We start from the raw sequence: 22,284 nt of genomic DNA on the forward strand, positions 1-22,284 counted from the left end.
ACGCGCCGTCGGGCGCTCCGGGAGAGGGAGGATGAAGCGGATGCGGTGCATCCGCTTGTGACCAGTGTAGACCGAAACGGAAGGTCCGCATCCGCTTATTCCCAGAAAGTTCAACTAGCGTCGAGGCCGTGAGCACCACCGACCTCGAGCGCCCCCTCCGCGCCGACGCAGCACGCAACCGCGAGCTGATCCTGCAGACGGCACGCAAGTGCTTCGCGGAACGCGGGTTGTCGGTCACGCTGAACGACATCGCGCACGAGGCCGGGGTCGGCGTCGGCACGGTCTACCGCCGCTTCGCCGACAAGGACTCCCTGATCGAGGCGCTGCTCGCCACCAAGTTCGAGGCGATGAACGACGCCGCGGCACGTGCAGCGGACGAGTCCGATCCGCGCGAGTCCCTGCGGGTGTACCTGATGGGCGTGTTCGAGTTCCGGGCACGCGACCGGGCCCTCGCCGACGCCATCGTGCGTGCCGGCAAGTCGCGTCCGTCGATCGTGCAGGAACGCGATCGACTCGAGACCCAGGTCTCCGAGATCATCCGCCGTGCGCGGGACGCCGGCGTCGTGCGGGTCGGGTTCGACTACCGCGACCTGCCGATGCTCACCTCGATGGTCGGCGCCGTCGCGGACACCACCCGCGCGCACGACCCGAACGCGTGGCGCCGCTACGCCGAGGTCCTCATCGAGGGCGTGCTCCCGGGCGAACGGGAAGCGCCCATGCTCGGCGAGCCGCTCGACCGCGAATCGATCGAGCGAGCACTGCACGCGCAGTCCTGACGGCGCACACGCGCAGTCCTGACGCCGCGCACGCGCAGTCCTGACACCGCGCACGCGCTACAACCAGCTCGGCACCCAGTAGTGCGACCGCACGAAGTCCCACGGCATCTGCATGCCGGTCCACATCGGGAACCAGTACGCCGACGCGAGCACGACGACCCCGAGGTACACGCCGACCCAGACGACCGCACGGGTCCGGCGTGGCCGGGCATCGTCCCGTGACCCGAGCACCAACCCGATCGCCGCGGCGAGTGCCATCACCATGAAGGGCTCGAACGAGACCGTGTAGAACTGGAACACCGTTCGGTTCACGTAGAGCAGCCACGGCAGGTACCCCGCCGCGACGCCCATGAGGACGAAGGCGTACTCCCACTGGCGGCGCAGGATCCAGAGCACCAGCAGCGCCACGGTCGCGATGACCGCCGCGTACCAGATGAACGGGTTCGCGATGCCGGTGATGGCCTCCCCGCAGCGGGTCGCCGTGCAGCCGTCCTGACCGGCGTTCGTGCCGACGTAGTACATCGACGTGGGCCGCTGCATGAGCAGCCAGAGCAGTGGGTTCGCCTGGTACGAGTGCGGGGTGTGCAGGCCGATGTTGAAGCCGTAGATCTCGGACTGGTAGTGCCACCAGTTCTGCAGGCTGTCCGGCACCCACGACAGCACGCCGGTCCAGCGCTGCCCGCCCGTGGCGATCCAGTCGCGGTCCCAGCCGTCCTTCGACACGAACCACCCGGTCCACGACGCGACGTAGGTGACCGCGGCGATCGGCACCGTGAGCAGGAACGACGCCGGTCCCTGCTGCAGCCAGGCGCTCGAGGACCAGAACTCGATGCCGGCCCGCTTCCGCAGCATCATGTCGGTCAGCACGGAGTACACCGCGAAGAACGCGAGGAAGTACATGCCGGACCACTTCGTCGCGGTCGCGAGTCCGAGCGCCACCCCCATCGCGATCAGCCACGGACGCCACCAGAGCACCGGTCCCCAGAGCGTGTCGCGGCCGGCTGCCGTGCGCCGGGCGACCCAGGCGTCGAGCCGCCGGGACGTCCAGCGACGGTCGAGCAGCAGCGCGCCGAAGCCGAGCACCACGAAGAACGTCAGGATCCCGTCGAGCAGGCTCACACGGGACAGCACGATCGCCTGCCCGTCGATCGCGAGCAGGAAGCCGGCGAGGGTGCCGACCAGCGTCGAGCGGAAGAGCGACCGGGCGATGACCGCCGTGAGGAACACGGTCGCGATGCCGAGCACCGCCACGGCGAACCGCCAGCCGAACGAGTTGTCCGCGCCGAACAGGAGCATCCCGAGGCCGATGAGGTACTTGCCGAGCGGCGGGTGCGCGATGAACTCCGCAGCGCTGGTGAACAGCGAGGTCTCACCGGACGCGAACCGCTGGTCCGTCGTCGGCTGGGAGCTGTCGGCGGGGTTGCCCGGCCAGGTGCCCTCGTACCCGAGGTGCACGATCGACCAGCCGTCCTTGACGTAGTACGTCTCGTCGAACACGAGCGAGTGCGGGTGTCCGAGGGCGACGAGCCGCAGCACCGCGGCCAGCAGCGTGACGGCCAGGGGCCCGGCCCAGCGCCAGACGGCGACGCGCTTGGCGGTGGAGAGCGTGCGCGCCCACCAGTCGTCGAGACGGGAGCCGACCGGCCCGTCGGGGACGGCGGTGCGGTCGTCGGTCAGCTCGCTGGTCATCGGAGAGCATCCTACGGATCGCCGCCATGTCCCCGCAGCCGCACACAGGCGACCACAATGGTCCCGTGATCGTGCTCGCAGCAACGCCCATCGGCAACCTCGGAGACGCCTCCCGGAGGTTGGTCGAGACCCTCTCGAACGCGAGTGTGGTCGCCGCCGAGGACACCCGCACCGCGATCCACCTCATGCGGGCGCTCGGCATCGAGAACCGCCCGCGCCTCATCGCGCTGCACGAGCACAACGAACGGGCGAAGGCGGCCGAGGTCGTCGAGCTCGCGCGGGACGAGGACGTCGTCGTCCTCACCGACGCCGGCATGCCCGCCATCAGCGACCCGGGCTTCCCCCTCGTCGAGGCCGCTGCGGCCGCCGGGGTCACGGTGACCGCGCTGCCGGGCCCCTCGGCGGTGCTCATGGCGCTCGCCGTGTCGGGGCTGCCGACCGACCGCTTCAGCTTCGAGGGATTCCCGACGCGGAAGGGCGGGGAACGTCGGCGGCTCTTCGCGTCGCTCGCCGGGGAGCAGCGGACGATGGTGTTCTTCGAGTCGCCGCACCGGTTGGGCGACACGCTCGCGGACATGGCCGCGGGCTTCGGGGACGACCGGCGCGCGGTCGTCTGCCGCGAGCTGACGAAGCTGCACGAGGAGGTCCGGCGCGGGTCCCTCGCGGAGCTCGCGGCGTGGGCAGCCGACGGGGTGCGCGGTGAGATCTGCGTGGTCGTGGAGGGGTCGACCGGTGCGCTCGACGACACGACGATCGAGGACGGCGTCCGGCTCGTGCTGGAGCGGGTGGCCGCCGGGTCGCGCATGAAGGAGGCGGCCGCGGCCGTCGCGGACGCGACGGGGCTGTCGAAGCGCGACCTCTACGAGGGCGCGCTGGCGGCGCGGTAGACGCGAGCGTCACCGGACTGGAGGCGCGGCTCCGGACACGCACCGCGCCTCCCGTCCGGTTCTCCACAGGTGGCGCGCGGGGCGCGTCATGCGGCTCCCGCCCGCCCGTAGGATGGTCCGCATGTCCGACGGGTCCTCGTTCAGCATCACCACGCCGATCTTCTACGTGAACGACGTGCCCCACATCGGGCACGCGTACACCGAGGTCGCCGCGGACGTCCTCGCGCGCTGGCACCGGCAGCGCGGCGACGACACGTGGCTGCTCACCGGCACCGACGAGCACGGGCAGAAGATCCTGCGGACGGCCTCGGCCAACGACGTCACGCCCAAGGAATGGGCCGACCGGCTCGTGACCGAGGCGTGGAAGCCGCTCCTCGACACGGTCGACGTGGCGAACGACGACTTCATCCGCACCACGGACGAGCGCCACGAGCGCGGCGTGACGGCGTTCCTGCAGAAGCTGTACGACGACGGCTACATCTACGCGGGCGAGTTCGAGGGCTTCTACTGCGTGGGCTGCGAGGAGTACAAGCAGCCGAGCGACCTCGTGCCCGGCACCGGTGCGTACGAGGGGCAGCAGGTCTGCGCGATCCACTCGATCCCGGTCGAGGTGCTGTCCGAGCGCAACTACTTCTTCCGCATGTCCGACTTCGAGCAGCGTCTGCTCGACCTGTACGAGTCGAACCCGCTGTTCATCCAGCCGGAGAGCGTCCGCAACGAGATCATTTCGTTCGTCAAGCAGGGGCTGCGCGACCTGTCGATCTCGCGGTCGAGCTTCGACTGGGGCATCCAGATCCCGTGGGACCACGACCACGTCCTGTACGTGTGGTTCGACGCCCTGCTCAACTACGTCACGGCGCTCGGGTACGGCACCGACGACGACGAGGCCTTCCAGCGCCTCTGGCCGAGCGTGCACATCGTCGGCAAGGACATCGCCCGGTTCCACGCGGTGATCTGGCCGGCGATGCTCATGGCCGCCGGGCTGCCCGTCCCCGAGCGCGTGTTCGGCCACGGCTGGCTGCTCGTCGGCGGCGAGAAGATGTCGAAGTCGAAGCTGACCGGCATCGCGCCGTCGGAGATCACCGACACGTTCGGGTCCGACGCCTTCCGCTACTACTTCCTCCGCGCCATCACCTTCGGGCAGGACGGCAACTTCAGCTGGGAGGACATCTCCGCCCGCTACCAGGCCGAGCTCGCGAACGGTTTCGGCAACCTCGCCTCCCGCCTCGTCGCGATGCTGCAGAAGTACTTCGACGGTGCGGTGCCCGAGCGTGGGTCGCTGACCTCGTCCGACGAAGCGATCGACGCGCTCGCGGTCTCCGTCACCGAGCGCGCCGACGCCGCCATCGCCGCGTTCGCACCGCACGAGGCCATCGCCGCGGTGTGGGAGCTCGTCGACGCGCTGAACGGGTACATCACCGAGCAGCAGCCGTGGGCGCTGGCGAAGGACGACGCGCAGCGCGAGCGGCTCGGCACCGTCCTGGCCACCGCGCTCCGTGGGCTCGGTACCGTCGCCGTCCTGCTCTCGCCGGTCATGCCGAAGGCGACCGAGAAGCTCTGGGCCTCGATCGGTGCCGGCGGATCGATCGCCGAGCAGCGGGTGAACCGTGCCTGGGAGTGGCAGGGTGCCTCGACCGTGGTCCCGCTCGAGTCCGGGTTGTTCCCGCGCATCGATCAGTCGGAGCAGGGCGCAGCGTGACCGACGCCCACCTCCGCGCCCGTGGTGACGGCGGCGGGTCCAAGCGGGACCTGACCTACCCGCCCCTGCCCGAGGCGCTCGTCGTCCCGGTCTACGACAACCACACCCACATGGAGATCGCCGACGGCGGCGACGGCGCGCTGGACTACCGTGAACACCTCGACCGCGCGTCGAGCGTCGGTGTCCGCGGTGTCGTGCAGGTCGGCACCGACCTGGCCACCTCGGAGTGGTCGGCGGCCATCGCCGCACGGGAACCCCGGGTCCTCGCCGCGGTGGCGCTGCACCCGAACGAGGCGCCGTCGCTGCAGGAACAGGGTCTGCTCGACGAGCACCTCGCCGGCATCGAACGGCTCGCGGCACTGCCCCGGGTCCGGGCGATCGGTGAGACCGGTCTCGACTTCTTCCGCACCGGCGAGGACGGCCGCGACGCCCAGGTCCGCTCGTTCGAGGAGCACATCCGCATCGCGAAGGCGCACGACCTCGCGCTGACGATCCACGACCGCGACGCGCACGACGCCGTGGTCGAGGTCCTCGACCGTGTCGGCGCTCCCGAGAAGACCGTGTTCCACTGCTTCTCCGGCGGTCCCGACCTCGCCCGGCTCTGCGCGGAGCGCGGCTGGTACATGTCGTTCGCCGGCACCGTGACGTTCAAGAACGCGGCCCCCTTGCGTGCCGCGCTCGAGGTCGCACCGCGTCACCTGATCATGGTCGAGACCGACGCCCCGTACCTCACGCCGACGCCGTTCCGCGGCCGCCCGAACGCGCCGTACCTCATCCCGCTCACCCTCCGGTCGATGGCCGAGACCCTCGGGACCGACGCCTCGATGCTCGCGGCACAGATCGCCTCGAACACCGAGCTCGTCTACGGCGCGTGGGACGCCGAGCCCGTGACGGTGGAGCAGTAGTGGCATCGCTCCTCGGCCCGGCGGAGATCCGGGACCTCGCGGCCCAGCTCGACGTCACGCCGACGAAGAAGCTCGGCCAGAACTTCGTGCACGACGCGAACACGGTCCGTCGCATCGTGGCGTCGGGTCGGGTCACCGCCGACTCGAAGGTGCTCGAGATCGGTCCCGGTCTCGGCTCGCTGACGCTCGGGTTGACCGAGACGGGCGCGTCCGTCACCGCGGTGGAGATCGACGGCCGGCTCGCCGCCCAGCTGCCGAACACGGTCGCCACGATGCAACCGGCGGCCCGGCTCGAGGTCATCCACCAGGACGCCCTCACCGTCGCCGCGACGGACCTGCCCGAGGCGCCCACGCACGTCGTCGCGAACCTGCCCTACAACGTCTCCGTCCCGGTGCTGCTCCACCTGCTCGCGACCTTCCCGTCGATCGAACGGGCGCTCGTCATGGTGCAGGCCGAGGTCGGCTACCGCATCGCCGCGGGCCCCGGCAGCAAGGTCTACGGGGCGCCGAGCGTGAAGGCCGCCTGGTACGGGTCGTGGTCGATCGCCGGACAGGTCAGCCGGCAGGTGTTCTGGCCGGTGCCGAACGTCGACAGCGTGCTCGTCGGGTTCGATCGGCACGACCCGCCCGGGGACGAAGCACTGCGGGCGCAGGTCTTCGCGCTCGTCGACGGGGCGTTCCAGCAGCGGCGGAAGATGCTCCGCCAGAGCCTCTCCGGTGTCCTCGGCAGCAGTGCCCGGGCGTCGGAACTCCTCACCGCCGGTGGGGTCGACCCGACGGCTCGGGGCGAGATGCTCAGCGCCGTCGACTTCGTGCGCCTCGGCCGGACGGTCCTCGCCGCGGCGGAGTGACCCCGGCGGCCGCGTCCGGCGTCGAGCTCCAGTGCCCGGGGCGCTGGAACCCCTCCGGCAGGACCGTGGCCGAGTCGCCCCGCGCCGCGTTGACCTGCATCTGGGTGAGGAACACCGCGCCACGGAGATCGGTGCCGCGCAGGTCCGCGTCGCGGAGGTCCACGCCGAGCAGGTCGCAACGGTCCAACCGGGCGCCCCGGAGGTCTGCTGCGATGGCGAGCGACCCGCGCAGCGTCGCCCCACGCAGGTCGGCCCCGCGCAGGTCCGCGCCGACGAGGTCCGTCCCCGGACCGACCCGCTGGCCGTGGGCACCGACCGGACCCTGCCGACGTGCGATCGCGCTCGCCTCGAACAGGAGCGGACGGGCACGGTCGTACTCCGCGTCGACGTCGAGGGTGGCGAGGTCCTCCGGTGTCCCGTCGCTCAGCAGACGGACGTGCTCGAAGGCCCCGACCCAGGGGGCCCCGTCGTGTGTCGCTCGCACGAGGGTGATCGCCTCGTCGAGGTACCGCAGGAGGTCGTGGAGTCGTCGGACGACCGGGAACGTGGCGAACATGGACCGCCGCGTCTCGGGGTCGTCGCGCCACGAGCAGCCCGCGAAGGTGTGCCGGGAGACCTTCTGCCCGGCCCCCGAGCAGTCGAACACCGTGCAGCCGGAGAAGCCCCGCTCACGCAGGTGCGGGTGGATCCGGCAGCCGTCCGCGTCGTCGAGGTTCGTGCACGGGTCGCCGGCGTCCTTGTCGAACGGGAAGTCCGCGGACTTCGCGAACGCCAGGGCGACGCAGCACAGGCCGAAGCAGTTCGCGCAGTCGGCGCCGAGGTCCTCGCGTCGCCCCAGCTCGACCCGCGTCCGCGTCGCCATCATTGGTCGTTGACCCGCACGACCGTCCCACCGGTCAGCGACAGCAACTGCTCGAAGGTCAGGGGGAGCACGCTGTTCGCGGTCCCCGCCGCCGACCAGACCGTGTCGTACTCGCGGAGCGCCTCGTCGACCACCGTGCGGATCGGGGCCGGGTGCCCGACGGGGGAGACGCCGCCGATCGGCTGCCCGGTGATCTCGCGGACCTGCTTCGCGGTGGCCATCGTGAGTTCGGTCGCGCCGATCTGGGCGGCGAGCAGGTCGGTGTCGACCCGGTGCCGGCCGGACGTCATCGCGAGCAGCGGTTCCCCGTCGGCGAGGAACAGCAGGCTGCTCGCGATCGCTCCCGGTTCGGTGCCGAGCGCGGCGGCGGCCTGCGCGGCGCTGTGGGTCGAGTCGGGGAGTTCCCGGGCGGTCGCGTCGATGCCGGCTTCGGCGACGATGCGCTGGACGGTGGCGAGGCGGTCGTTCATCACCGTCCATCCTCGCGGGAAGCGATGTCCAGCGCGAGCACTTGCCCCGAAGTCATGGAAATCCAACATGTTTGCCGACCGGCTCCGCACCCGCCTACGGTCGTCCCCACGAACCGAAGGAGACACCATGACCAGCACCGGTCGTCCGCATTTCGCACATCGCACGCTCACTCCTGCTGAGATCGAAGCACGTCGTACCCGACCGACCGGCACCCCGGCGGAACGCGCAAACCGGGTCCGCGAGATCCTCAGCACGTCGACCTTCACGATCGCTCCCCGTCCCACTCGTCACACCTGGCGGGGTGTCTGAGGACATGCCGCTGGAGTTCGCTCCGATCGACGAGCCGTACCGTGTCTTCCCGATGGAGGACGTGGTGCGGATGCCCGCTGCGGTGGTGCTCGAGCGGAGCTTCGTCGTCGCCGCACTCGAGCGCAGCGCTCCTGGGCACGACTCGGCCGCCGGCTTCCTCGAACGGATGGTGCTGACGGACACGACGCTGTTCTTCAACGACGTCCTCGAGCTCCAGCTCCAGGACGCTGCCTTCGACCTTGCCCTCCGAGAAGTGCGTCTCACGGGGACACGCTCGGAGGCATCCGTCTGCTCACACCGCTGCTCGAGGACGTCATGTACTACCACGAGCGCTTCGGTCTCCCCGCCCTCGACTCGGTCCAGGCGGCGATGGTGATGGCGTCCGGCGCGGACGGCATCGTGACCGTCGACCAGTCCTTCGGAGAGGTCGATCCCTCGCTGCTCCCGATCTTCACACCCCAGCAGTTCGTCCGTGGTACCCGAGCGCGTCGACGCTCGAGCGGCTGGACGAGTCCCTGACGAGATCACGAGCGTGAAGCGATCGCACCGCCCCTACGATGGCGGCATGACCGACGGGACGGTGCGATCGCACGCGCAGGGGATGGCCGCCGACAACGTGCTCGCGGCGACCGGTCGCACGCCGGACGACTGGTACGCCCGCATCGACGAGATCGACGGACGGACGATCGGGCACGCCGCCATCGCCGTCTGGCTCGTCGAACAGGGCGTCGAGCCGTGGTGGGCGCAGGGCGTCACGATCGGGTACGAGCAGGCGAGGGGCCTCCGGATCCCCGGGCAACGATCGGACGGCTCGTTCGCGGTGTCGGCGTCGCGCCAGGTCCCCGGGGAGCGCGAGACGGTGCTCGACAGGGTCGTGCCGGTCTGCACGACGGCGTTCGGGTTCGCCCCGACCTCGGAACGCCGGGGCGGGAAGCGGCCGTCGGCGCGGTGGACGTTCCCCGATCGCGAGTCGGTGCTGCTCACCACCGAGGACGGCTCCCGGGCGGGCACGGTCCGGATCGCCGTGCAGCGGGAACGGCTCACCGGACCGGAACGCATGCCCGACGCCAAGGCGGAGCTCCAGGACCTGCTCGCGGCACTCTGAACCGGGGTCCCGAACGGGGCACGCGCGGATCGACCGGATGGCCCTAGGCTTCGACGGGTGTCTGCACCGCGTCCCCGTTCCGCACTCGTCCTCCTGCTCATGGCAGTGGTCGCGGGGTGTGCCATCGTGGTCTTCGCCGTGCTCGCGCTGCTCCGGGATCCGTCCGACGACGCCGCGTGGGTGGCCGTCGTGCTGGGCGGGCTGTTCGTCGCGTGGGGGATCACGTTCGACCGCCTCCCCGACGACGACGATGACGATGACGGCGACCACCACGACCACGACCACAGCCACGGCCAGGGCTGGACACCCCGCCGCCTCAACGCCGCCCTGTCGACCGGCCTGGCGATGACGGGCGCGTACGTCGTGATCCGCGCGCTCGGCCGCCCGGTCGACACGGCGCTGGTCGGGGCCCTCGCGTGGCCGGCCTGGCGACTCGTCAACCGGATCCTCGACGGCGTGATCCGACGGCGCGGAGCCCGCGGCGAGGCGGACGGCGCCACCGACTGAACGAGGCGGACGGCGCCACCGCCGACTCGCCAGCGGAGGCCGGCGAGCCGGTCGTCAGTGCCCCCGCGACGCCAGCGCCTCGATGAGCTGCTGCTGCGTCCCGTCCCGCTCCGACCACCGCAGCGGCAGCACGTTCTGCACCAGGATTTCCGGCGCCGCGCCGGCCTGCAGCAGCGACACCACCTCGTCGAGGAACGAGGACAGCGGCATCCCGCCGAAGTCGACGCCCTCGCCCATCAGATCCGTGGCGACCGCCGGCGGCACGAGCTCGAGCACCGAGACGGGTGACCCGGTCAGCTGCTGGCGGAGCGACTGCGTGTACGAGTGCACCGCGGCCTTCGTGGCGCTGTAGGTCGGGGTCGCGGCGAGCGGTGTGTACGCCAGCCCCGACGACACGGTGACGATCGTCGACGCCGGACGACCGAGCAGGTGCGGCAGGAACGCGTCGATGAGGCGGATGGTGCCGAGCAGGTTCGTCTCGACGGTGGCGACGGCGTCGGCCAGGTGTTCCGACGATCGCAGGTCCTCGGCGCGCATGATGCCCGACATCGTGACGAGGGCGTCGAGCGACGGGTAGGCGTCGATGACGGAGGCGGCCGCGGCGGTGATCGACGCCGGGTCGGTGACGTCGAGCTCGACGGTGCCGAAGCCGTACTCGTCGTGCAGCGAGTCGAGCAGGGCGCGACGTCGGCCGCCGATGACGACGGTGCTGCCCGCTGCCTGCAGGCGCTGGGCCAGCCCGAGGCCGATGCCCGAGGTCGCGCCGGGGATGAAGACGGTGGAGTTCGTGATGTCCATGACGACCACGATCCACCCGCCCGACCGCCCGAACCAGAGCGCCGTCATCGGGGGACCGCCGATCCCTGGCACGGTCGCCGGGCCCGGTGCACGATGAAGGCATGGACCGCCCCGGGCTCGCCGACTTCCTCCGCCGCCGCCGCGAACTGCTGCGCCCCGAGGACGTCGGGCTCGGCTCCGGGCAGCGCCGCCGCACGCCGGGCCTCCGGCGCGAGGAGGTCGCCGCGCTGGCGGGGATGTCCGCCGACTACTACACGCGCCTCGAGCAGCAGCGCGGACCGCAGCCGTCCGAGCAGATGGTGGCGGCGATCGCCCGGGCGCTCCGCTACAGCCTCGACGAGCGCGACCACCTGTTCCGCCTCGCCGGGCACAACGCGCCCGCTCGGGTCCACCGTTCCGACCACGTCGACCCCGCGATCCTCCGGGTGCTGGACCGCCTCGAGGACACCCCGGCGATCGTGGTGAACGACCTGGGCGAGACCCTCGTCGAGAACCGGCTCGGGGCGGCGCTCCTCGGCACGACCACGGGGTTGCCGGGCAACGAGCGGTACCAGCCGTGGCGCTGGTTCATGACGGGCTACGAACGGGCGAAGTACGCGCCGGAGGAGCACGAGCGGCTCGCCCGGGCACAGGTCGCCGCACTCCGTGCAGCGGTCGGCGCCGCGGGACCGACGGACACCCGGGCGGCGGAGCTCATCGCCGACCTCGAGGCGAACAGCGCGGACTTCCGAGCGCTGTGGTCCCTGCACGAGGTGGCGAGCCGGTGGGAGGACCACAAGACGTTCGTCCACCCCGAGCTCGGCCGCATCACCGTGGACTGCCAGGTGCTCCACACGACGAGCCAGACGCAGGCGCTGCTGCTCTTCACCGCACCGACGGGCAGCGAGGACGCGCAGAAGCTCGAGCTCCTCGGCGTCGTCGGCCAGCAGACCTTTGCCCGCTGACGGAGTAAACCCGCGTCACACACCTGGCGACTCCCGGCAGGCCGTGCCTAGGGTGGCGAGGTGAGCACTCCCCGCGTGTACGTCATCCACGAGAACCCCGAGTGGTTCCCGCCGCTCGCCGCTGCCTTCGAGGCCGAGGGGGTCCCCGTCGAGGAGATCCTCCTCACCGAGGGACAGATCGACCTCGGAGCCGACCCCGAACCGGGCGTGTACTGGTCGCGGATGTCGGCGAGCTCCCACACGCGCGGGCACGAGCACTCGAAGGAGTACACCCGCGCGGTCCTCGGCTGGCTCGAGCGTGCCGGTCGACCGGTCGTCGGCGGCAGCCACGTCCTCGAGCTCGAGGTCTCGAAGGTGGCCCAGCACGGACTGCTCCGGAACGCCGGGTTCGACGTGCCCCGCACCACGGCCGTCTTCGGGCGCAAGACGCTGAAGCAGGCCGCCCACGACTTCACCGGCGGCCAGGACGTGCCGTTCATCACGAAGCACAACCAGGGCGGCAAGGGCCTCGGCGTCCGCCGGTTCGACTCGCTCGCCGAGTTCGACGCCTACGTCGACAGCCCGGAGTTCGAGGAGCCCGTCGACGGCATCACCCTGCTGCAGGAGTACCTCACGGCCCGCGAGCCGTTCATCACGCGCGTCGAGTTCGTCGGCGGCGAGTTCGTCTACGCCGTCCGCGTCGACACGAGCGCCGGCAGCTTCGAGCTGTGCCCGGCCGACGCGTGCGAGGTCCCCCAGGTCATCGCGGGTGCGGTCTGCGACGTCCCCGGCACCGAGGCCGCCGGGGCACCCCCGGCGTTCAGCGTCCGCACGGAGGTCACCGCCGAGCACCCGCTCGTCCAGCAGCTCCGCGGGTTCCTCGCGGAGCAGCGGATCCAGATCGCGGGCGTCGAGTTCATGGAGACGACGGACGGTCGCACGGTCGTCTACGACATCAACACGAACACGAACTACAACCCCGCCGTCGAGGAGACCGCGCCGGCCTCCGGCCCGCGCTCCATCGCGCGGTACCTCGGTGGCCTGCTGGAGACGCAGTACGCGGCGCAGCTCACGGCCTGAGAACGCAAGATCCACCGGACTGGAGGCGCGGTGCGGGCCCGCCCCGCGCCTCCAGTCCGACCCTCCCCACCTCCCCAAGGAACTCACCCCGTGCGATTCGGATACTGGACCCCGCTCTTCGGCGGCTGGCTGCGCAACGTCGACAACGAGAACATGCCGGTCACCTTCGACTACGTGAAGCGGCTGGCGCAGCGCGCCGAGCGGATCGGCTTCGACCTGACGCTCGTGCCGGAGCTCAACCTCAACGACATCAAGGGCACGGCCGCGCCCTCGCTGGAGGCCTGGTCGCTCGCCGCGGCCATCGCGGCGACGACCGAGCGCCTCGAGATCATGGCGGCGATGCGTCCCGGGTACCACCTGCCCGCGGTGACGGCGAAGCAGGCGGCGACGATCGACGACATCTCGTGCGGCCGGTTCACGTTCAACGTGGTGAGCGCGTGGTGGGCGGAAGAGGCCAAGCAGTACGGCGGCATCTTCTCGGAGCACGACGACCGGTACAAGCGCACGGCGGAGTTCGTCGAGATCATGAAGGGGCTCTGGCGGGAGACGCCGTACTCCTTCCACGGCGAGTACTACGACATCGAGAACAGCCACCTCGAGCCGAAGCCCCGGGTCACCCCCCGCATCTACGCCGGCGGCGAGAGCGAGGCCGGCAAGGCGGCGATCACCGGGTACGCCGACGCCTACGTGACCCACGGCGGCACCGTCGAGGAGCTCCGGACGAAGATAGCCGAGATGAAGCAGCGCCGTGTCGACGCGGGGCTGCCGCCGTTCGAGGCGTTCGGCATGGCCGCCTACGTCATCGTCCGCGAGACCGAGGAGGAGGCGCAGGCCGAGCTCGCGCGGATCACCGACGTGCAGCACGGGCACGCGTACGAGTCGTACCAGGACTTCATCTCGAAGTCGCAGCTCGAGCACGTGCCGTCGCTCGAGGACTACTCGGTGTCGAACCGTGGGCTCCGCCCCGGGTTCGTGGGGACGCCGGAGCAGGTGGCCGCGCGGATCCGCGAGTTCGAGGACGCCGGGGTGGACACGCTGCTGCTGCAGTTCTCGCCGCAGCTCGAGGAGATGGACCGGTTCGGCGAGCAGGTCATCCCGCTCGTCCGGCCGTCCGTGGCCGCGCCGTCCGGGGCGGTCGTCTGATGGGCGACGCCTCCGACGGCACCGAAGCCGGCTGGGCGTTCGAGACCCGGCAGATCCGTGCCGGCTTCCGGGCGGACCCCGGGTTCGGCGCCAACGTGCCGCCGATCGCGCAGAGCGCCGCGTTCGTGTACCCGTCGGGCGAGGACGCGGCCGACCGGTTCATGCTCAACGCGCCCGGTCACACGTACTCGCGGGTGAACAACCCGTCGGCTGCGGCGCTCGAGCGACGCATCGCGGACCTCGAGGGCGGTGTCGGCGCCCTCGCGCTCGCGTCCGGGCAGGCTGCGACCTCGCTCGCCGTCCTCGGCCTGGCCCGCGCCGGAGACCACATCGTGTCGAGTGCGTCGCTCTACGGCGCGACCTACACGCTCTTCGCCTCCACCCTGGGCGACCTCGGCATCGCGTTCACGTTCGTGCAGGACCCGACCGACCTCGACGAGTGGGCGGCGGCGGTCCGTCCGGAGACGAAGGCGTTCTTCGGCGAGTCGATCCCGAACCCGCGCGGCGACGTCCTCGACTTCGCGGGGGTGGCCGGTGTCGCGCACGAGCACGGCGTGCCGCTCATCGTCGACAACACCATCGCCACGCCGTACCTCGTCCGGCCGATCGAGCACGGTGCGGACATCGTCGTGCACTCGGCGACGAAGTACCTCGCCGGGCACGGCAGCGCCATCGCCGGACTCATCGTCGACAGCGGGAACTTCGACTGGGCGGCGCACGCCGAGCGGTACCCGCAGCTCGCGACGACCGAGCAGTCCGGGTTCGCGAACACGAACTTCGCGGAGAAGTTCGGGCGGCGCGCCTTCATCCAGCGCACCCGCTCGAAGCTCTCCGCCGACCTCGGGCCGGCGATCGCCCCTTTCAACGCCTTCCTCGTGCTGCAGGGCATCCAGACCCTGTCGCTCCGGATGGACCGGCACGTGTCGAACGCGGCCGCGGTGGCGACGTGGCTCGACGCGCACGACCAGGTGCTCGGCGTGCACTACGCCGGGCTGCCGTCGTCGCCGTGGCACGAACTCGCCCAGCGGTACGTGCCGGCGGGTCCGTCGGCGGTGCTCGCGTTCGACCTCGACGGCGGGGTCGACGCCGGGCGGCGGTTCGTCGCGGCGCTCGAGCTGTTCGACCACGTGTCGAACATCGGCGACGTGCGCTCGCTCGTCGTGCACCCGGCGTCGACGACCCACGTGCAGATGACCTCGGCGGAGCGGGCGGCCGCGGGGGTCGGGGACGGGCTGATCCGGCTGTCCATCGGACTCGAGCACGTGGACGACATCCTCGCGGACCTCACGCGCGGCTTCGCGGCTGCGTCGGGATAGGTTGGGGGCATGACCACGCTGGCCGCACCGACCCGTGTGCGGACGCGCGCCCCCGGGAAGATCAACGTCTACCTGTCGGTCGGGGCCCTGCAGGACGACGGCTACCACGACGTGGCGACGGCGTACCAGGCGGTCTCGTTGTACGAGGACGTCTCGGCCGAGCCGGCGGACGACTTCTCGGTGACCTTCACCGGGCCGATCGACTCGCGGTCGGTCCCGGTCGACGAGTCGAACCTCGCGATCCGGGCCGCGCGCCTCGTGGCCGACGCCGCCGGGTACCGCGGGGGCGTCCGGCTCACCATCGACAAGCAGGTCCCGGTCGCCGGTGGGATGGGCGGTGGATCGGCCGACGCCGCAGCGACCCTGCTCGCCGTCGACACGCTGTGGGGGACTGCGCTCGGGCGTGAGGAACTGCTGCGCCTCGCCGCGCAGCTCGGCGCCGACGTGCCCTTCGCCTTCGCCGGCGGGACCGCGGTCGGGACCGGGCGCGGTGACGAGCTGAGCCCGGCGCTGGCCAAGGGCGAGTTCCACTGGGTGCTCGCCCTGAGTGACGCCGGCCTCTCGACGCCCGCCGTGTACCGGGCGCTCGACGAACACCGTGAGCGGTACCGTGCGGACATCGCGCCGGCACCCACCACGCCCGTGGTCGAGGCGAACGTGCTGCAGGCCCTCCGCGCGGGCGATCCCGACCTGCTCGCGGACTGCCTGCACAACGACCTGCAGGCCCCGGCGATGCGCCTCCAGCCCGCGCTCGCGACGACGCTCGAGATCGGGGAGAAGGCCGGTGCCCTCGCCGGACTGGTATCGGGCAGCGGGCCGACGGTGGCGTTCCTCGTCGCCGACCGTGATGCCGCGCTCGAGGTGCAGGTCGAGCTCAGCGCCGCCGGCATGGTCGCGGTGCGTGCCGCCGGACCGGTGCACGGCGCCCGCGTCCTGCACTGACCGTCCTGCACCGACGGCGGCACGGTCCCGTCGGGCGGCGGGCCCCGTCGGCCGGTCAGTTCCGGACGTACTCCGTGATGACGACCGTGCCGGTCTTCCAGTGCTCCTTCGCCGTGAAGCCGTGCTCCGCGAGCACCGCGGCGGTCTCCGGCTCGATGTTGCGCGCCTTCACCGTCCCGCCGACGAACCAGACCGTGTCGATGTCGCCCAGGCGGCTCGGGATCGTCGTCTCGAGATCCCCGGTCTGGTTCCACAGGACGCCGGACTCGGTTCCGACCTTGCGCACGCCGAGGTCGGTCATGCCCGCGAACGCCGACGGGTAGGAGATGCGGATGACGTCGGCGGTGGTGCCGGGGTGCCCGTAGACGCTGCCGAACACGACACCCTCGTCGGCGTCGGCGCGGTTGGTGCTCCGCTCGGCGGCGATGATCGAGGCGGCACGGGCCCAGGTCGAATCCTGCTTCGCGAGCGGCTCCTTCACGGCGACGGCCGTCGGCACCGACAGCACGAGGACGGCGGCCACGGCGGCGGCGAGCAGTGCCTTCGGCCGGACCAGCGTCAGGGCGAGGGCGATGAGCAGTGCGACGAACGGCAGGCTGAGCGTGGCGTACTTCGGCGAGTACAGGTGCTTCCCCATCGCCGTGGCGAGGACGAGCGCGGCCGTGGGGATGACGACGAGCGGCACGGCGACGCGGACCGACTGCGCACGGACCAGGGACCGGACCGTGGCGGAGCGCCGGTGCGCCTCGACGAGGGCGAACACCGTGCCGACGAGCATGAGCGCCCACGCGCCCGCGGCGTACACGTCGACGCCGCCGAACCACGCCGTGGCGAACACCTGCACGCCCGTACGTTCGCCGATGCCGGCGATCCACGCGACCTGCTTCGACTGCGAGGCGACCTCGACGACGAGCGGCGAGACGGCCACGGCGGCGAAGACGGCTGCGACGGCCCAGCGGACCAGGACCCCGCGGGTGACGAGCGCCGGACCCAGGTCGTGGCCGCGGCGGGACACCGTGGCGCGACGGGCGGCGGCGCGGCGGGCGACCAGCGTCCACAGCAGGGTCACGGCGTGCGCGACGACCGCGAGCGAGAGGTAGACGTTGAAGGTCACCGAGACGAGTGCGAGTGCTCCGTAGGCCGCCCACCAGTGCAGGCTGCGACCCGACCGGGTGCGGCGGACCGCGGTCAGACCGACGAGGGTGAGGCAGACGGCCAGGGTCGTGATCGTGGCGTACGGCCGACCTTCGGACCCGGCCCACTGCACGCGGGGCAGCGCGAGGAACACGAGCCCGGCGGTGATGCCCAGGCGAAGTCCGCCGAGCCGGCGCCCGAGCGCGACGACGAGCCCCGCCGCCACGCCGATGGCCAGGGCGCTCGGGAACCGCAGCGTGAACGGCGTGTACCCGACGAGCCAGAACCAGACGTGCATCAGCGAGTAGTAGAGCCCGTGCACGGCGTCGACGCTGTGCAGCTCGGCCCACAGCTGCGGCCAGGTCCGCTGGGCGCTCGTGACCGTCGCCGCCTCGTCGTACCAGAGCGAGGGGACCCAGGCGAAGGCGGCGCAGACGATCACGCCGAACGCGCCGACCGTCAGCTCGGGCGTGCGGACGACGGCGGTGCCGATGCTCGACACGAGGCCCCGGAACCCGGAGCGGGCACGGACCGGCGCGATCCCCGTCGTCCGGGGGATGCTGATGGTGCCGGTCCGTGGTGCAGTCACGGTGAGGACGGTATCCGCGGCGGCTGGGCAGGTGCCCGGCGTCCCCGCAGCCCAGACTGAGAGTTCCACATACCGGTATCGTGCGGAGGACCATGACGAAGCTCCGCATCCGCGACGCCGCGCGGTACCTCGGCGTCAGCGACGACACCGTCCGGCGGATGGTCGACGCCGGGACCTTCACGCGGGGGACCGACCCCTCCGGACGGACCGTCGTGGACGGGCGGGAACTCGCGGCGCACATCCGCGGCGTCGGCGGGCAGCTCGACGACCCGTCGGGGACGAAGAGCTCGGCGCGCAACCGGTTCGTCGGGATCGTCACCGACCTCGTGGTCGACGGCGTGATGGCGCAGGTGGAGCTGCAGAGCGGCCCACACCGGGTCGTGTCGCTCATGAGCGCCGAGGCCGTCCGCGACCTCGGGCTCGAGGTCGGGACGGTCGCCGTCGCGTCGGTCAAGGCGACGATGGTGTCGGTCGAGGTGCCGGCGGAACCGACCGACGCATGACCGACGACCGGCACACGAGCGACGACCGCCGTCGGTTGCTGTCCCGGACCGCGGCGCTCCAGGGCGCGGGGGACCGGGCCGTCCGGGCGCTGTCCGAGGCGAGCATCCTCGTCGTCGGCGCCGGTGGCCTCGGCGCGCCCGTGCTCACGTACCTGGCCGGGTCGGGGCTCCGCCGCGTCACCATCGTCGACCACGACGTCGTCGACACGTCCAACCTGGCACGGCAGACGCTCTTCGCCGCGGCGGACGTCGGGCGACCCAAGGCCGAGTGCGCGGCCGAGCGGGTGCGGGGCGTCGACCCGGAGCTCGAGGTCGTCGCACTCGCCGAGCCGTTCCACGCCGACCACGTCGCGGGCCACGACGTGGTCGTCGACGCCGCGGACAGCGTCGAGGTCACCCGGGCGATCTCGGACGCCTGCTCCACGGCCGGGGTGCCGTTCGTGTGGGGCACGGTCCTCGGCACCGACGGGCAGGTGTCCGTGTTCCACGACGCCGGGCCGGAGCCGATCGACTTCCACGACCTGCACCCGGACGCCCTGCCGGACGAGGGGTCCTGCGCGCTCGACGGCGTGCTGCCCGCGCTGTGCGGCGCCGTCGGCTCGGTGATGGCGGCCCAGGTGACCGCGCTCGTCGCCGGCATCGGGGAGCCGTTGACCGGCAGGGTGCTCACGGTCGACGCCCGGCGGTGGCGCTGGACCGAGAGCACGCTGCGGCGCGGCCCGGGTTCCCGGCGTCCGGCCCCCTCGGTGGACGAGGCCCCGCCCCGGATCGCCCCGGCGGCACTCGCCGCCCGACTCGACCGGACCACCGGCGGCAGCGGCGGACCCGTCCTCGTCGACGTCCGCACCCCGGCCGAACGCGCCACCGGGATCGTCGCCGGCAGCATCCCGCCGGACGACCTCGCCGCGGACGACGACCGACCCGTCGTCGTGGTGTGCGCCAGTGGCGTCCGCGCGACCGCCTGGGCACGCGCAGCCCGTGCCGCAGGTCGTGACGCGATGGTCCTCGACGGGGGCATCCAGGCCTGGGACCGGGAGGGCCTGCCGACGATCCGGCCCACAGCGACCGCAGATGCGGATACGATCGAGCAATGACGACGCACGTGCGGAACGCCGCCCTCCTGATCGCCGCGACCGCCCTCGTCACCGTCGGCCTCGCCGGCTGCAGCACGGCCGACACGGCTGGCACGGCCGGCACGACGGACACCACCGCCCCGAGCGCCAGCGCGAGCAGCACGGCCGGGGCCCCGACCGGGAAGATCACCGTCTTCGCCGCGGCGTCGCTCCAGAAGACGTTCACGACCCTCGGCGAGCAGTACGAGGCCGCCCACCCGGTGACCACGATCACCTTCTCGTTCGCCGGCTCGAGCGACCTCGTCACCCAGATCCAGAACGGCGCCCCCGCCGACGTGTTCGCGTCCGCCGACGAGGCGAACATGGACAAGCTCGTGAAGACCGACATCGCCGCCGGTTCGCCGCGGGACTTCGCCACGAACGTCCTCGAGATCGCCGTGGCGCCCGGCAACCCGAAGGGCATCAAGGACCTCGACGACCTGACCGCCTCGGACGTGCAGCTCGTCACCTGCGCCATCCCGGTGCCGTGCGGTGCCGCGACCGCGAAGGTCGAGCAGGCCACCGGTGTCGACCTGCAGCCGGTCAGCGAGGAGCAGTCGGTGACCGACGTCCTCGGCAAGGTCGAGTCCGGCCAGGCGGACGCGGGACTCGTCTACGTGACCGACGTCGAGGGTGCCGGCGGCAAGGTCGACGGCGTCCGGTTCGACGCGGCGTCGAAGGCCGTGAACACCTACCCGATCGGTGTCCTGAAGGACGCGTCGAACCCCGACCTCGCGGCGGCGTTCACGGCGTACGTGCGTTCCGACGCCGGCCAGAGGGTGCTCGCCGACGCCGGCTTCGGAGCCCCCTGACCCGTGCCCGACCACACTGATCGAACACCCCGGGCGAGCCCGTCCGTCCGCACCCCGGTGCCGTGGTGGCTGCCGGTCCCGGCGGTCCTCGGCGGCCTGTTCGTGGTGGTCCCGGTCCTGGCGATGGTCGGCCGCGTCGACTGGGGGTCGTTCGGCGCACTCGTCACGTCGCCCGCGTCGCTCACCGCCCTCGGACTGAGCCTCGGGACCGCTGCCGCCGCGACGGGCATCGCCTTCGTGCTCGGCTACCCGCTCGCCGTCCTGTTCGCCCGGTCCACGTCGCGGTGGATCGGGGCCGCACGCGCCCTGGTCCTGCTGCCGCTCGTGCTGCCGCCGGTCGTCGGGGGACTGGCCCTGCTCGCGGCGTTCGGTCGGCTCGGCGTCGTCGGGGCGTGGCTCGACGATCACGGTCTCCGGATCGCCTTCACCACGGCCGCGGTCGTGATCGCGCAGACCTTCGTCGCGATGCCGTTCCTGGTGTCCTCGATCGAGGGTGCGCTGCGCGTCGGGGGCGACCGGTTCGAGCGGGTCGCCGCGACGCTCGGTGCGTCCCCGACCCGGACGTTCCTGACGGTGACGACACCGCGGGTGCTCCCGGGCATCCTGGCCGGCCTCGTCCTCTGCTTCGCCCGTGCCCTCGGGGAGTTCGGCGCGACCCTCACGTTCGCCGGCAGCCTGCAGGGCGTCACCCGGACGCTGCCCCTCGAGATCTACCTGCAGCGCGAGATCGACCCGGACACCGCGGTCGCGCTGGCGCTCGTGCTGGTCGTCGTCGCGCTCGTGGTCATCGGCGCCTCCGCGCTCCGCACCCGGACGGCACTCGCATGAGCCGCGAGCGTCCGGCGCACCGCGGCCTCCGCGCCCACGTCGTCGTCCCCGACCGCGGCGTCGACGTCCACCTCGACGTCGCACCGGACGAGTGCGTCGCGCTGGTCGGGCCGAACGGCGCGGGCAAGTCCACGGTCGTCGAGGCCCTCGCCGGACTGCTGCGCATCCGGTCCGGATCGGTCCTGCTCGGCGACCGCGAGCTCACGGGCGTCCGAGCGCACCGCCGCGGGGTCGGGCTCGTCGCCCAGCGCGCGGACCTCTTCCCCCACCTGTCGGTCGCCCGCAACGTCGGCTACGGACCGCGCGCGGCCGGGTCCGGGGGCCAGGAGGCGCGGCTCCGCTCCGACGCGGCCCTCGCCGCCGTCGGCGTGGCCGGTCTGGCGGACCGCGCACCGGGGACGCTCTCGGGAGGGCAGGCCCAGCGCGTGGCGATCGCCCGGGCCCTCGCCACCGAGCCGGCGCTCCTGCTGCTCGACGAGCCCACCTCGGCGCTCGACGTCGACGCCCGGGCCGAGGTCCGCTCCGCCCTCGGGACCGCCCGGACCGGTCGACCGACGGTCCTCGTCACGCACGACCCGCTCGAGGCCGTCACCCTCGCGGACCGCATCGTCGTGCTCGAGGGCGGCCGGGTCGCCGAGCAGGGGTCGACCGCCGTCGTCCTCGGGCGTCCGACCAGCGCGTTCGCGGCGTCCTTCTCGGGTCTGACGCTCCTGCGCGGCACCGCCACCCGGGGTGGGATCGCCCTCGACGACGGGGGCGCGCTCGCGTCGTCGACCGGCACCGCGCCTCCTGGCTCGTCCGCCCTCGCCGTCTACCACCCGACGGCCGCGGTCGTGACGCGCGACGGTGCCGGGCCGGAGCGCCGGGTGACCGGACTCGAACCGCGGGACGGGCTCGTCCGGGTGCGGACCGGCGACCTCGTGGCGGACGTCACCGTCGCGGTGGCTGCGGCGCTGGGGCTCGCGCCGGGGGATGCCGTGCGGATCGCGGTCCCGGCGGACGAACTGACGGTCTACCGGCCGGACGGACCCACCCCGGACTGA

At 72.2% G+C, this 22,284-nt stretch carries 23 protein-coding genes; 18 read left to right on the plus strand and 5 right to left on the minus strand.

Annotated features, from left to right (window positions below; translation table 11 throughout):
- The first annotated feature begins 128 nt into the window (after window positions 1–128).
- Complete coding sequence (locus ACEN8D_RS15275; protein WP_070418094.1) at window positions 129–776, plus strand: TetR/AcrR family transcriptional regulator; 648 nt, start codon at window positions 129–131, stop codon at window positions 774–776.
- Between the two features lie 57 nt (window positions 777–833).
- Here ACEN8D_RS15275 and ACEN8D_RS15280 read toward each other — a convergent pair whose 3' ends face one another.
- Window positions 834–2,465, minus strand: coding sequence for a dolichyl-phosphate-mannose--protein mannosyltransferase (locus ACEN8D_RS15280; RefSeq protein ID WP_413398461.1), 1,632 nt, complete (start codon window positions 2,463–2,465; stop codon window positions 834–836).
- 65 nt (window positions 2,466–2,530) lie between these two features.
- On the opposite strand from ACEN8D_RS15280, the gene rsmI reads away from it, so the two are divergent.
- The 4 genes from rsmI (at window position 2,531) to rsmA (ending at window position 6,807) form a co-directional block, all read left to right on the plus strand.
- Complete coding sequence (gene rsmI / locus ACEN8D_RS15285; protein WP_070418096.1) at window positions 2,531–3,352, plus strand: 16S rRNA (cytidine(1402)-2'-O)-methyltransferase; 822 nt, start codon at window positions 2,531–2,533, stop codon at window positions 3,350–3,352.
- A 121-nt stretch (window positions 3,353–3,473) separates the two neighbouring features.
- The gene (gene metG, locus ACEN8D_RS15290) at window positions 3,474–5,051 is read left to right on the plus strand and encodes a methionine--tRNA ligase (protein ID WP_413398462.1); all 1,578 of its coding nucleotides are present in this window, start codon (window positions 3,474–3,476) and stop codon (window positions 5,049–5,051) included.
- Entirely contained in the window at window positions 5,048–5,956 is a 909-nt protein-coding gene (locus tag ACEN8D_RS15295) for a TatD family hydrolase (protein ID WP_413398463.1), read from the plus strand. Before metG ends, ACEN8D_RS15295 begins: the two co-directional genes overlap by 4 nt.
- Window positions 5,956–6,807: a 16S rRNA (adenine(1518)-N(6)/adenine(1519)-N(6))-dimethyltransferase RsmA gene (gene rsmA / locus ACEN8D_RS15300; protein ID WP_309886108.1), complete on the plus strand. Its 852-nt coding sequence runs from the start codon at window positions 5,956–5,958 to the stop codon at window positions 6,805–6,807. The genes ACEN8D_RS15295 and rsmA overlap by 1 nt, the downstream gene beginning before the upstream one ends.
- Here rsmA and ACEN8D_RS15305 read toward each other — a convergent pair.
- Both ACEN8D_RS15305 and ACEN8D_RS15310 read right to left on the minus strand, forming a co-directional pair.
- Entirely contained in the window at window positions 6,752–7,669 is a 918-nt protein-coding gene (locus tag ACEN8D_RS15305) for a pentapeptide repeat-containing protein (RefSeq protein WP_413398464.1), read from the minus strand. The genes rsmA and ACEN8D_RS15305 overlap by 56 nt on opposite strands.
- The gene (locus ACEN8D_RS15310; RefSeq protein WP_413398465.1) at window positions 7,669–8,139 is read right to left on the minus strand and encodes a YbaK/EbsC family protein; all 471 of its coding nucleotides are present in this window, start codon (window positions 8,137–8,139) and stop codon (window positions 7,669–7,671) included. Before ACEN8D_RS15310 ends, ACEN8D_RS15305 begins: the two co-directional genes overlap by 1 nt.
- Window positions 8,140–8,441: 302 nt before the next feature.
- Between ACEN8D_RS15310 and ACEN8D_RS15315 the strand changes: the two genes are divergently transcribed.
- The 3 genes from ACEN8D_RS15315 to ACEN8D_RS15325 all read left to right on the plus strand — a co-directional run bounded on the left by ACEN8D_RS15315 (window position 8,442) and on the right by ACEN8D_RS15325 (window position 10,061).
- Complete coding sequence (locus tag ACEN8D_RS15315) at window positions 8,442–8,825, plus strand: hypothetical protein (protein WP_413398466.1); 384 nt, start codon at window positions 8,442–8,444, stop codon at window positions 8,823–8,825.
- A gap of 189 nt (window positions 8,826–9,014) precedes the next feature.
- A complete protein-coding gene (locus ACEN8D_RS15320) occupies window positions 9,015–9,554 on the plus strand; it encodes a hypothetical protein (protein ID WP_413398468.1) in 540 nt (179 codons plus the stop codon).
- Window positions 9,555–9,611: 57 nt separating this feature from the next.
- Window positions 9,612–10,061: a hypothetical protein gene (locus ACEN8D_RS15325; RefSeq protein ID WP_413398469.1), complete on the plus strand. Its 450-nt coding sequence runs from the start codon at window positions 9,612–9,614 to the stop codon at window positions 10,059–10,061.
- Window positions 10,062–10,115: 54 nt separating this feature from the next.
- Here ACEN8D_RS15325 and ACEN8D_RS15330 read toward each other — a convergent pair whose 3' ends face one another.
- Window positions 10,116–10,907 carry an SDR family oxidoreductase gene (locus ACEN8D_RS15330; RefSeq protein WP_254790896.1) on the minus strand — a complete coding sequence of 264 codons (792 nt, stop codon included), beginning with the start codon at window positions 10,905–10,907 and terminating at the stop codon, window positions 10,116–10,118.
- 53 nt (window positions 10,908–10,960) lie between these two features.
- Between ACEN8D_RS15330 and ACEN8D_RS15335 the strand changes: the two genes are divergently transcribed.
- The 5 genes from ACEN8D_RS15335 (at window position 10,961) to ACEN8D_RS15355 (ending at window position 16,263) form a co-directional block, all read left to right on the plus strand.
- The gene (locus ACEN8D_RS15335) at window positions 10,961–11,803 is read left to right on the plus strand and encodes a helix-turn-helix transcriptional regulator (RefSeq protein ID WP_413461318.1); all 843 of its coding nucleotides are present in this window, start codon (window positions 10,961–10,963) and stop codon (window positions 11,801–11,803) included.
- Between the two features lie 60 nt (window positions 11,804–11,863).
- Window positions 11,864–12,862 carry an ATP-grasp domain-containing protein gene (locus ACEN8D_RS15340; protein WP_413400156.1) on the plus strand — a complete coding sequence of 333 codons (999 nt, stop codon included), beginning with the start codon at window positions 11,864–11,866 and terminating at the stop codon, window positions 12,860–12,862.
- A 90-nt stretch (window positions 12,863–12,952) separates the two neighbouring features.
- On the plus strand, window positions 12,953–14,005 hold the full coding sequence (locus tag ACEN8D_RS15345) for an LLM class flavin-dependent oxidoreductase (protein WP_071302821.1): 1,053 nt from the start codon (window positions 12,953–12,955) through the stop codon (window positions 14,003–14,005).
- Window positions 14,005–15,321 (plus strand): O-acetylhomoserine aminocarboxypropyltransferase/cysteine synthase family protein, encoded by a 1,317-nt coding sequence (locus tag ACEN8D_RS15350; RefSeq protein WP_309780374.1) that lies wholly within the window; start codon window positions 14,005–14,007, stop codon window positions 15,319–15,321. Before ACEN8D_RS15345 ends, ACEN8D_RS15350 begins: the two co-directional genes overlap by 1 nt.
- A gap of 9 nt (window positions 15,322–15,330) precedes the next feature.
- The gene (locus tag ACEN8D_RS15355; RefSeq protein ID WP_309886123.1) at window positions 15,331–16,263 is read left to right on the plus strand and encodes a 4-(cytidine 5'-diphospho)-2-C-methyl-D-erythritol kinase; all 933 of its coding nucleotides are present in this window, start codon (window positions 15,331–15,333) and stop codon (window positions 16,261–16,263) included.
- Between the two features lie 55 nt (window positions 16,264–16,318).
- On the opposite strand, the gene ACEN8D_RS15360 is transcribed toward ACEN8D_RS15355, so the two are convergent.
- Entirely contained in the window at window positions 16,319–17,986 is a 1,668-nt protein-coding gene (locus ACEN8D_RS15360) for a glycosyltransferase family 39 protein (protein WP_309780373.1), read from the minus strand.
- Window positions 17,987–18,078: 92 nt separating this feature from the next.
- Here ACEN8D_RS15360 and ACEN8D_RS15365 point away from each other — a divergent pair, with 92 nt between their 5' ends.
- The 5 genes from ACEN8D_RS15365 to ACEN8D_RS15385 are packed head-to-tail and all read left to right on the plus strand — an operon-like array spanning window position 18,079 to window position 22,284.
- A complete protein-coding gene (locus ACEN8D_RS15365; protein WP_309780372.1) occupies window positions 18,079–18,489 on the plus strand; it encodes a TOBE domain-containing protein in 411 nt (136 codons plus the stop codon).
- Window positions 18,486–19,583, plus strand: a complete 1,098-nt coding sequence (locus ACEN8D_RS15370; protein WP_309886126.1) for a ThiF family adenylyltransferase — start codon at window positions 18,486–18,488, stop codon at window positions 19,581–19,583. Before ACEN8D_RS15365 ends, ACEN8D_RS15370 begins: the two co-directional genes overlap by 4 nt.
- Window positions 19,580–20,413 carry a molybdate ABC transporter substrate-binding protein gene (gene modA, locus ACEN8D_RS15375; RefSeq protein ID WP_413461651.1) on the plus strand — a complete coding sequence of 278 codons (834 nt, stop codon included), beginning with the start codon at window positions 19,580–19,582 and terminating at the stop codon, window positions 20,411–20,413. The genes ACEN8D_RS15370 and modA overlap by 4 nt, the downstream gene beginning before the upstream one ends.
- Before the next feature lie 3 nt (window positions 20,414–20,416).
- Window positions 20,417–21,241: an ABC transporter permease gene (locus tag ACEN8D_RS15380; RefSeq protein WP_070418114.1), complete on the plus strand. Its 825-nt coding sequence runs from the start codon at window positions 20,417–20,419 to the stop codon at window positions 21,239–21,241.
- Window positions 21,238–22,284, plus strand: a complete 1,047-nt coding sequence (locus tag ACEN8D_RS15385; RefSeq protein WP_309886130.1) for an ABC transporter ATP-binding protein — start codon at window positions 21,238–21,240, stop codon at window positions 22,282–22,284. The genes ACEN8D_RS15380 and ACEN8D_RS15385 overlap by 4 nt, the downstream gene beginning before the upstream one ends.

The organism is Curtobacterium sp. Curtsp22 (genome assembly GCF_059492135.1).

Bases quoted from the DNA above. Each gene is read 5' to 3' on its own strand.
- ACEN8D_RS15280 (WP_413398461.1), bottom strand. From the start codon at position 2,465: ATGACCAGCGAGCTGACCGACGACCGCACCGCCGTCCCCGACGGGCCG.
- metG (WP_413398462.1), top strand. From the start codon at position 3,474: ATGTCCGACGGGTCCTCGTTCAGCATCACCACGCCGATCTTCTACGTG.
- ACEN8D_RS15305 (WP_413398464.1), bottom strand. From the start codon at position 7,669: ATGGCGACGCGGACGCGGGTCGAGCTGGGGCGACGCGAGGACCTCGGC.
- ACEN8D_RS15310 (WP_413398465.1), bottom strand. From the start codon at position 8,139: ATGAACGACCGCCTCGCCACCGTCCAGCGCATCGTCGCCGAAGCCGGC.
- ACEN8D_RS15320 (WP_413398468.1), top strand. From the start codon at position 9,015: ATGACCGACGGGACGGTGCGATCGCACGCGCAGGGGATGGCCGCCGAC.
- ACEN8D_RS15330 (WP_254790896.1), bottom strand. From the start codon at position 10,907: ATGACGGCGCTCTGGTTCGGGCGGTCGGGCGGGTGGATCGTGGTCGTC.
- ACEN8D_RS15335 (WP_413461318.1), top strand. From the start codon at position 10,961: ATGGACCGCCCCGGGCTCGCCGACTTCCTCCGCCGCCGCCGCGAACTG.
- ACEN8D_RS15350 (WP_309780374.1), top strand. From the start codon at position 14,005: ATGGGCGACGCCTCCGACGGCACCGAAGCCGGCTGGGCGTTCGAGACC.
- ACEN8D_RS15355 (WP_309886123.1), top strand. From the start codon at position 15,331: ATGACCACGCTGGCCGCACCGACCCGTGTGCGGACGCGCGCCCCCGGG.
- ACEN8D_RS15365 (WP_309780372.1), top strand. From the start codon at position 18,079: ATGACGAAGCTCCGCATCCGCGACGCCGCGCGGTACCTCGGCGTCAGC.
- ACEN8D_RS15370 (WP_309886126.1), top strand. From the start codon at position 18,486: ATGACCGACGACCGGCACACGAGCGACGACCGCCGTCGGTTGCTGTCC.
- modA (WP_413461651.1), top strand. From the start codon at position 19,580: ATGACGACGCACGTGCGGAACGCCGCCCTCCTGATCGCCGCGACCGCC.
- ACEN8D_RS15385 (WP_309886130.1), top strand. From the start codon at position 21,238: ATGAGCCGCGAGCGTCCGGCGCACCGCGGCCTCCGCGCCCACGTCGTC.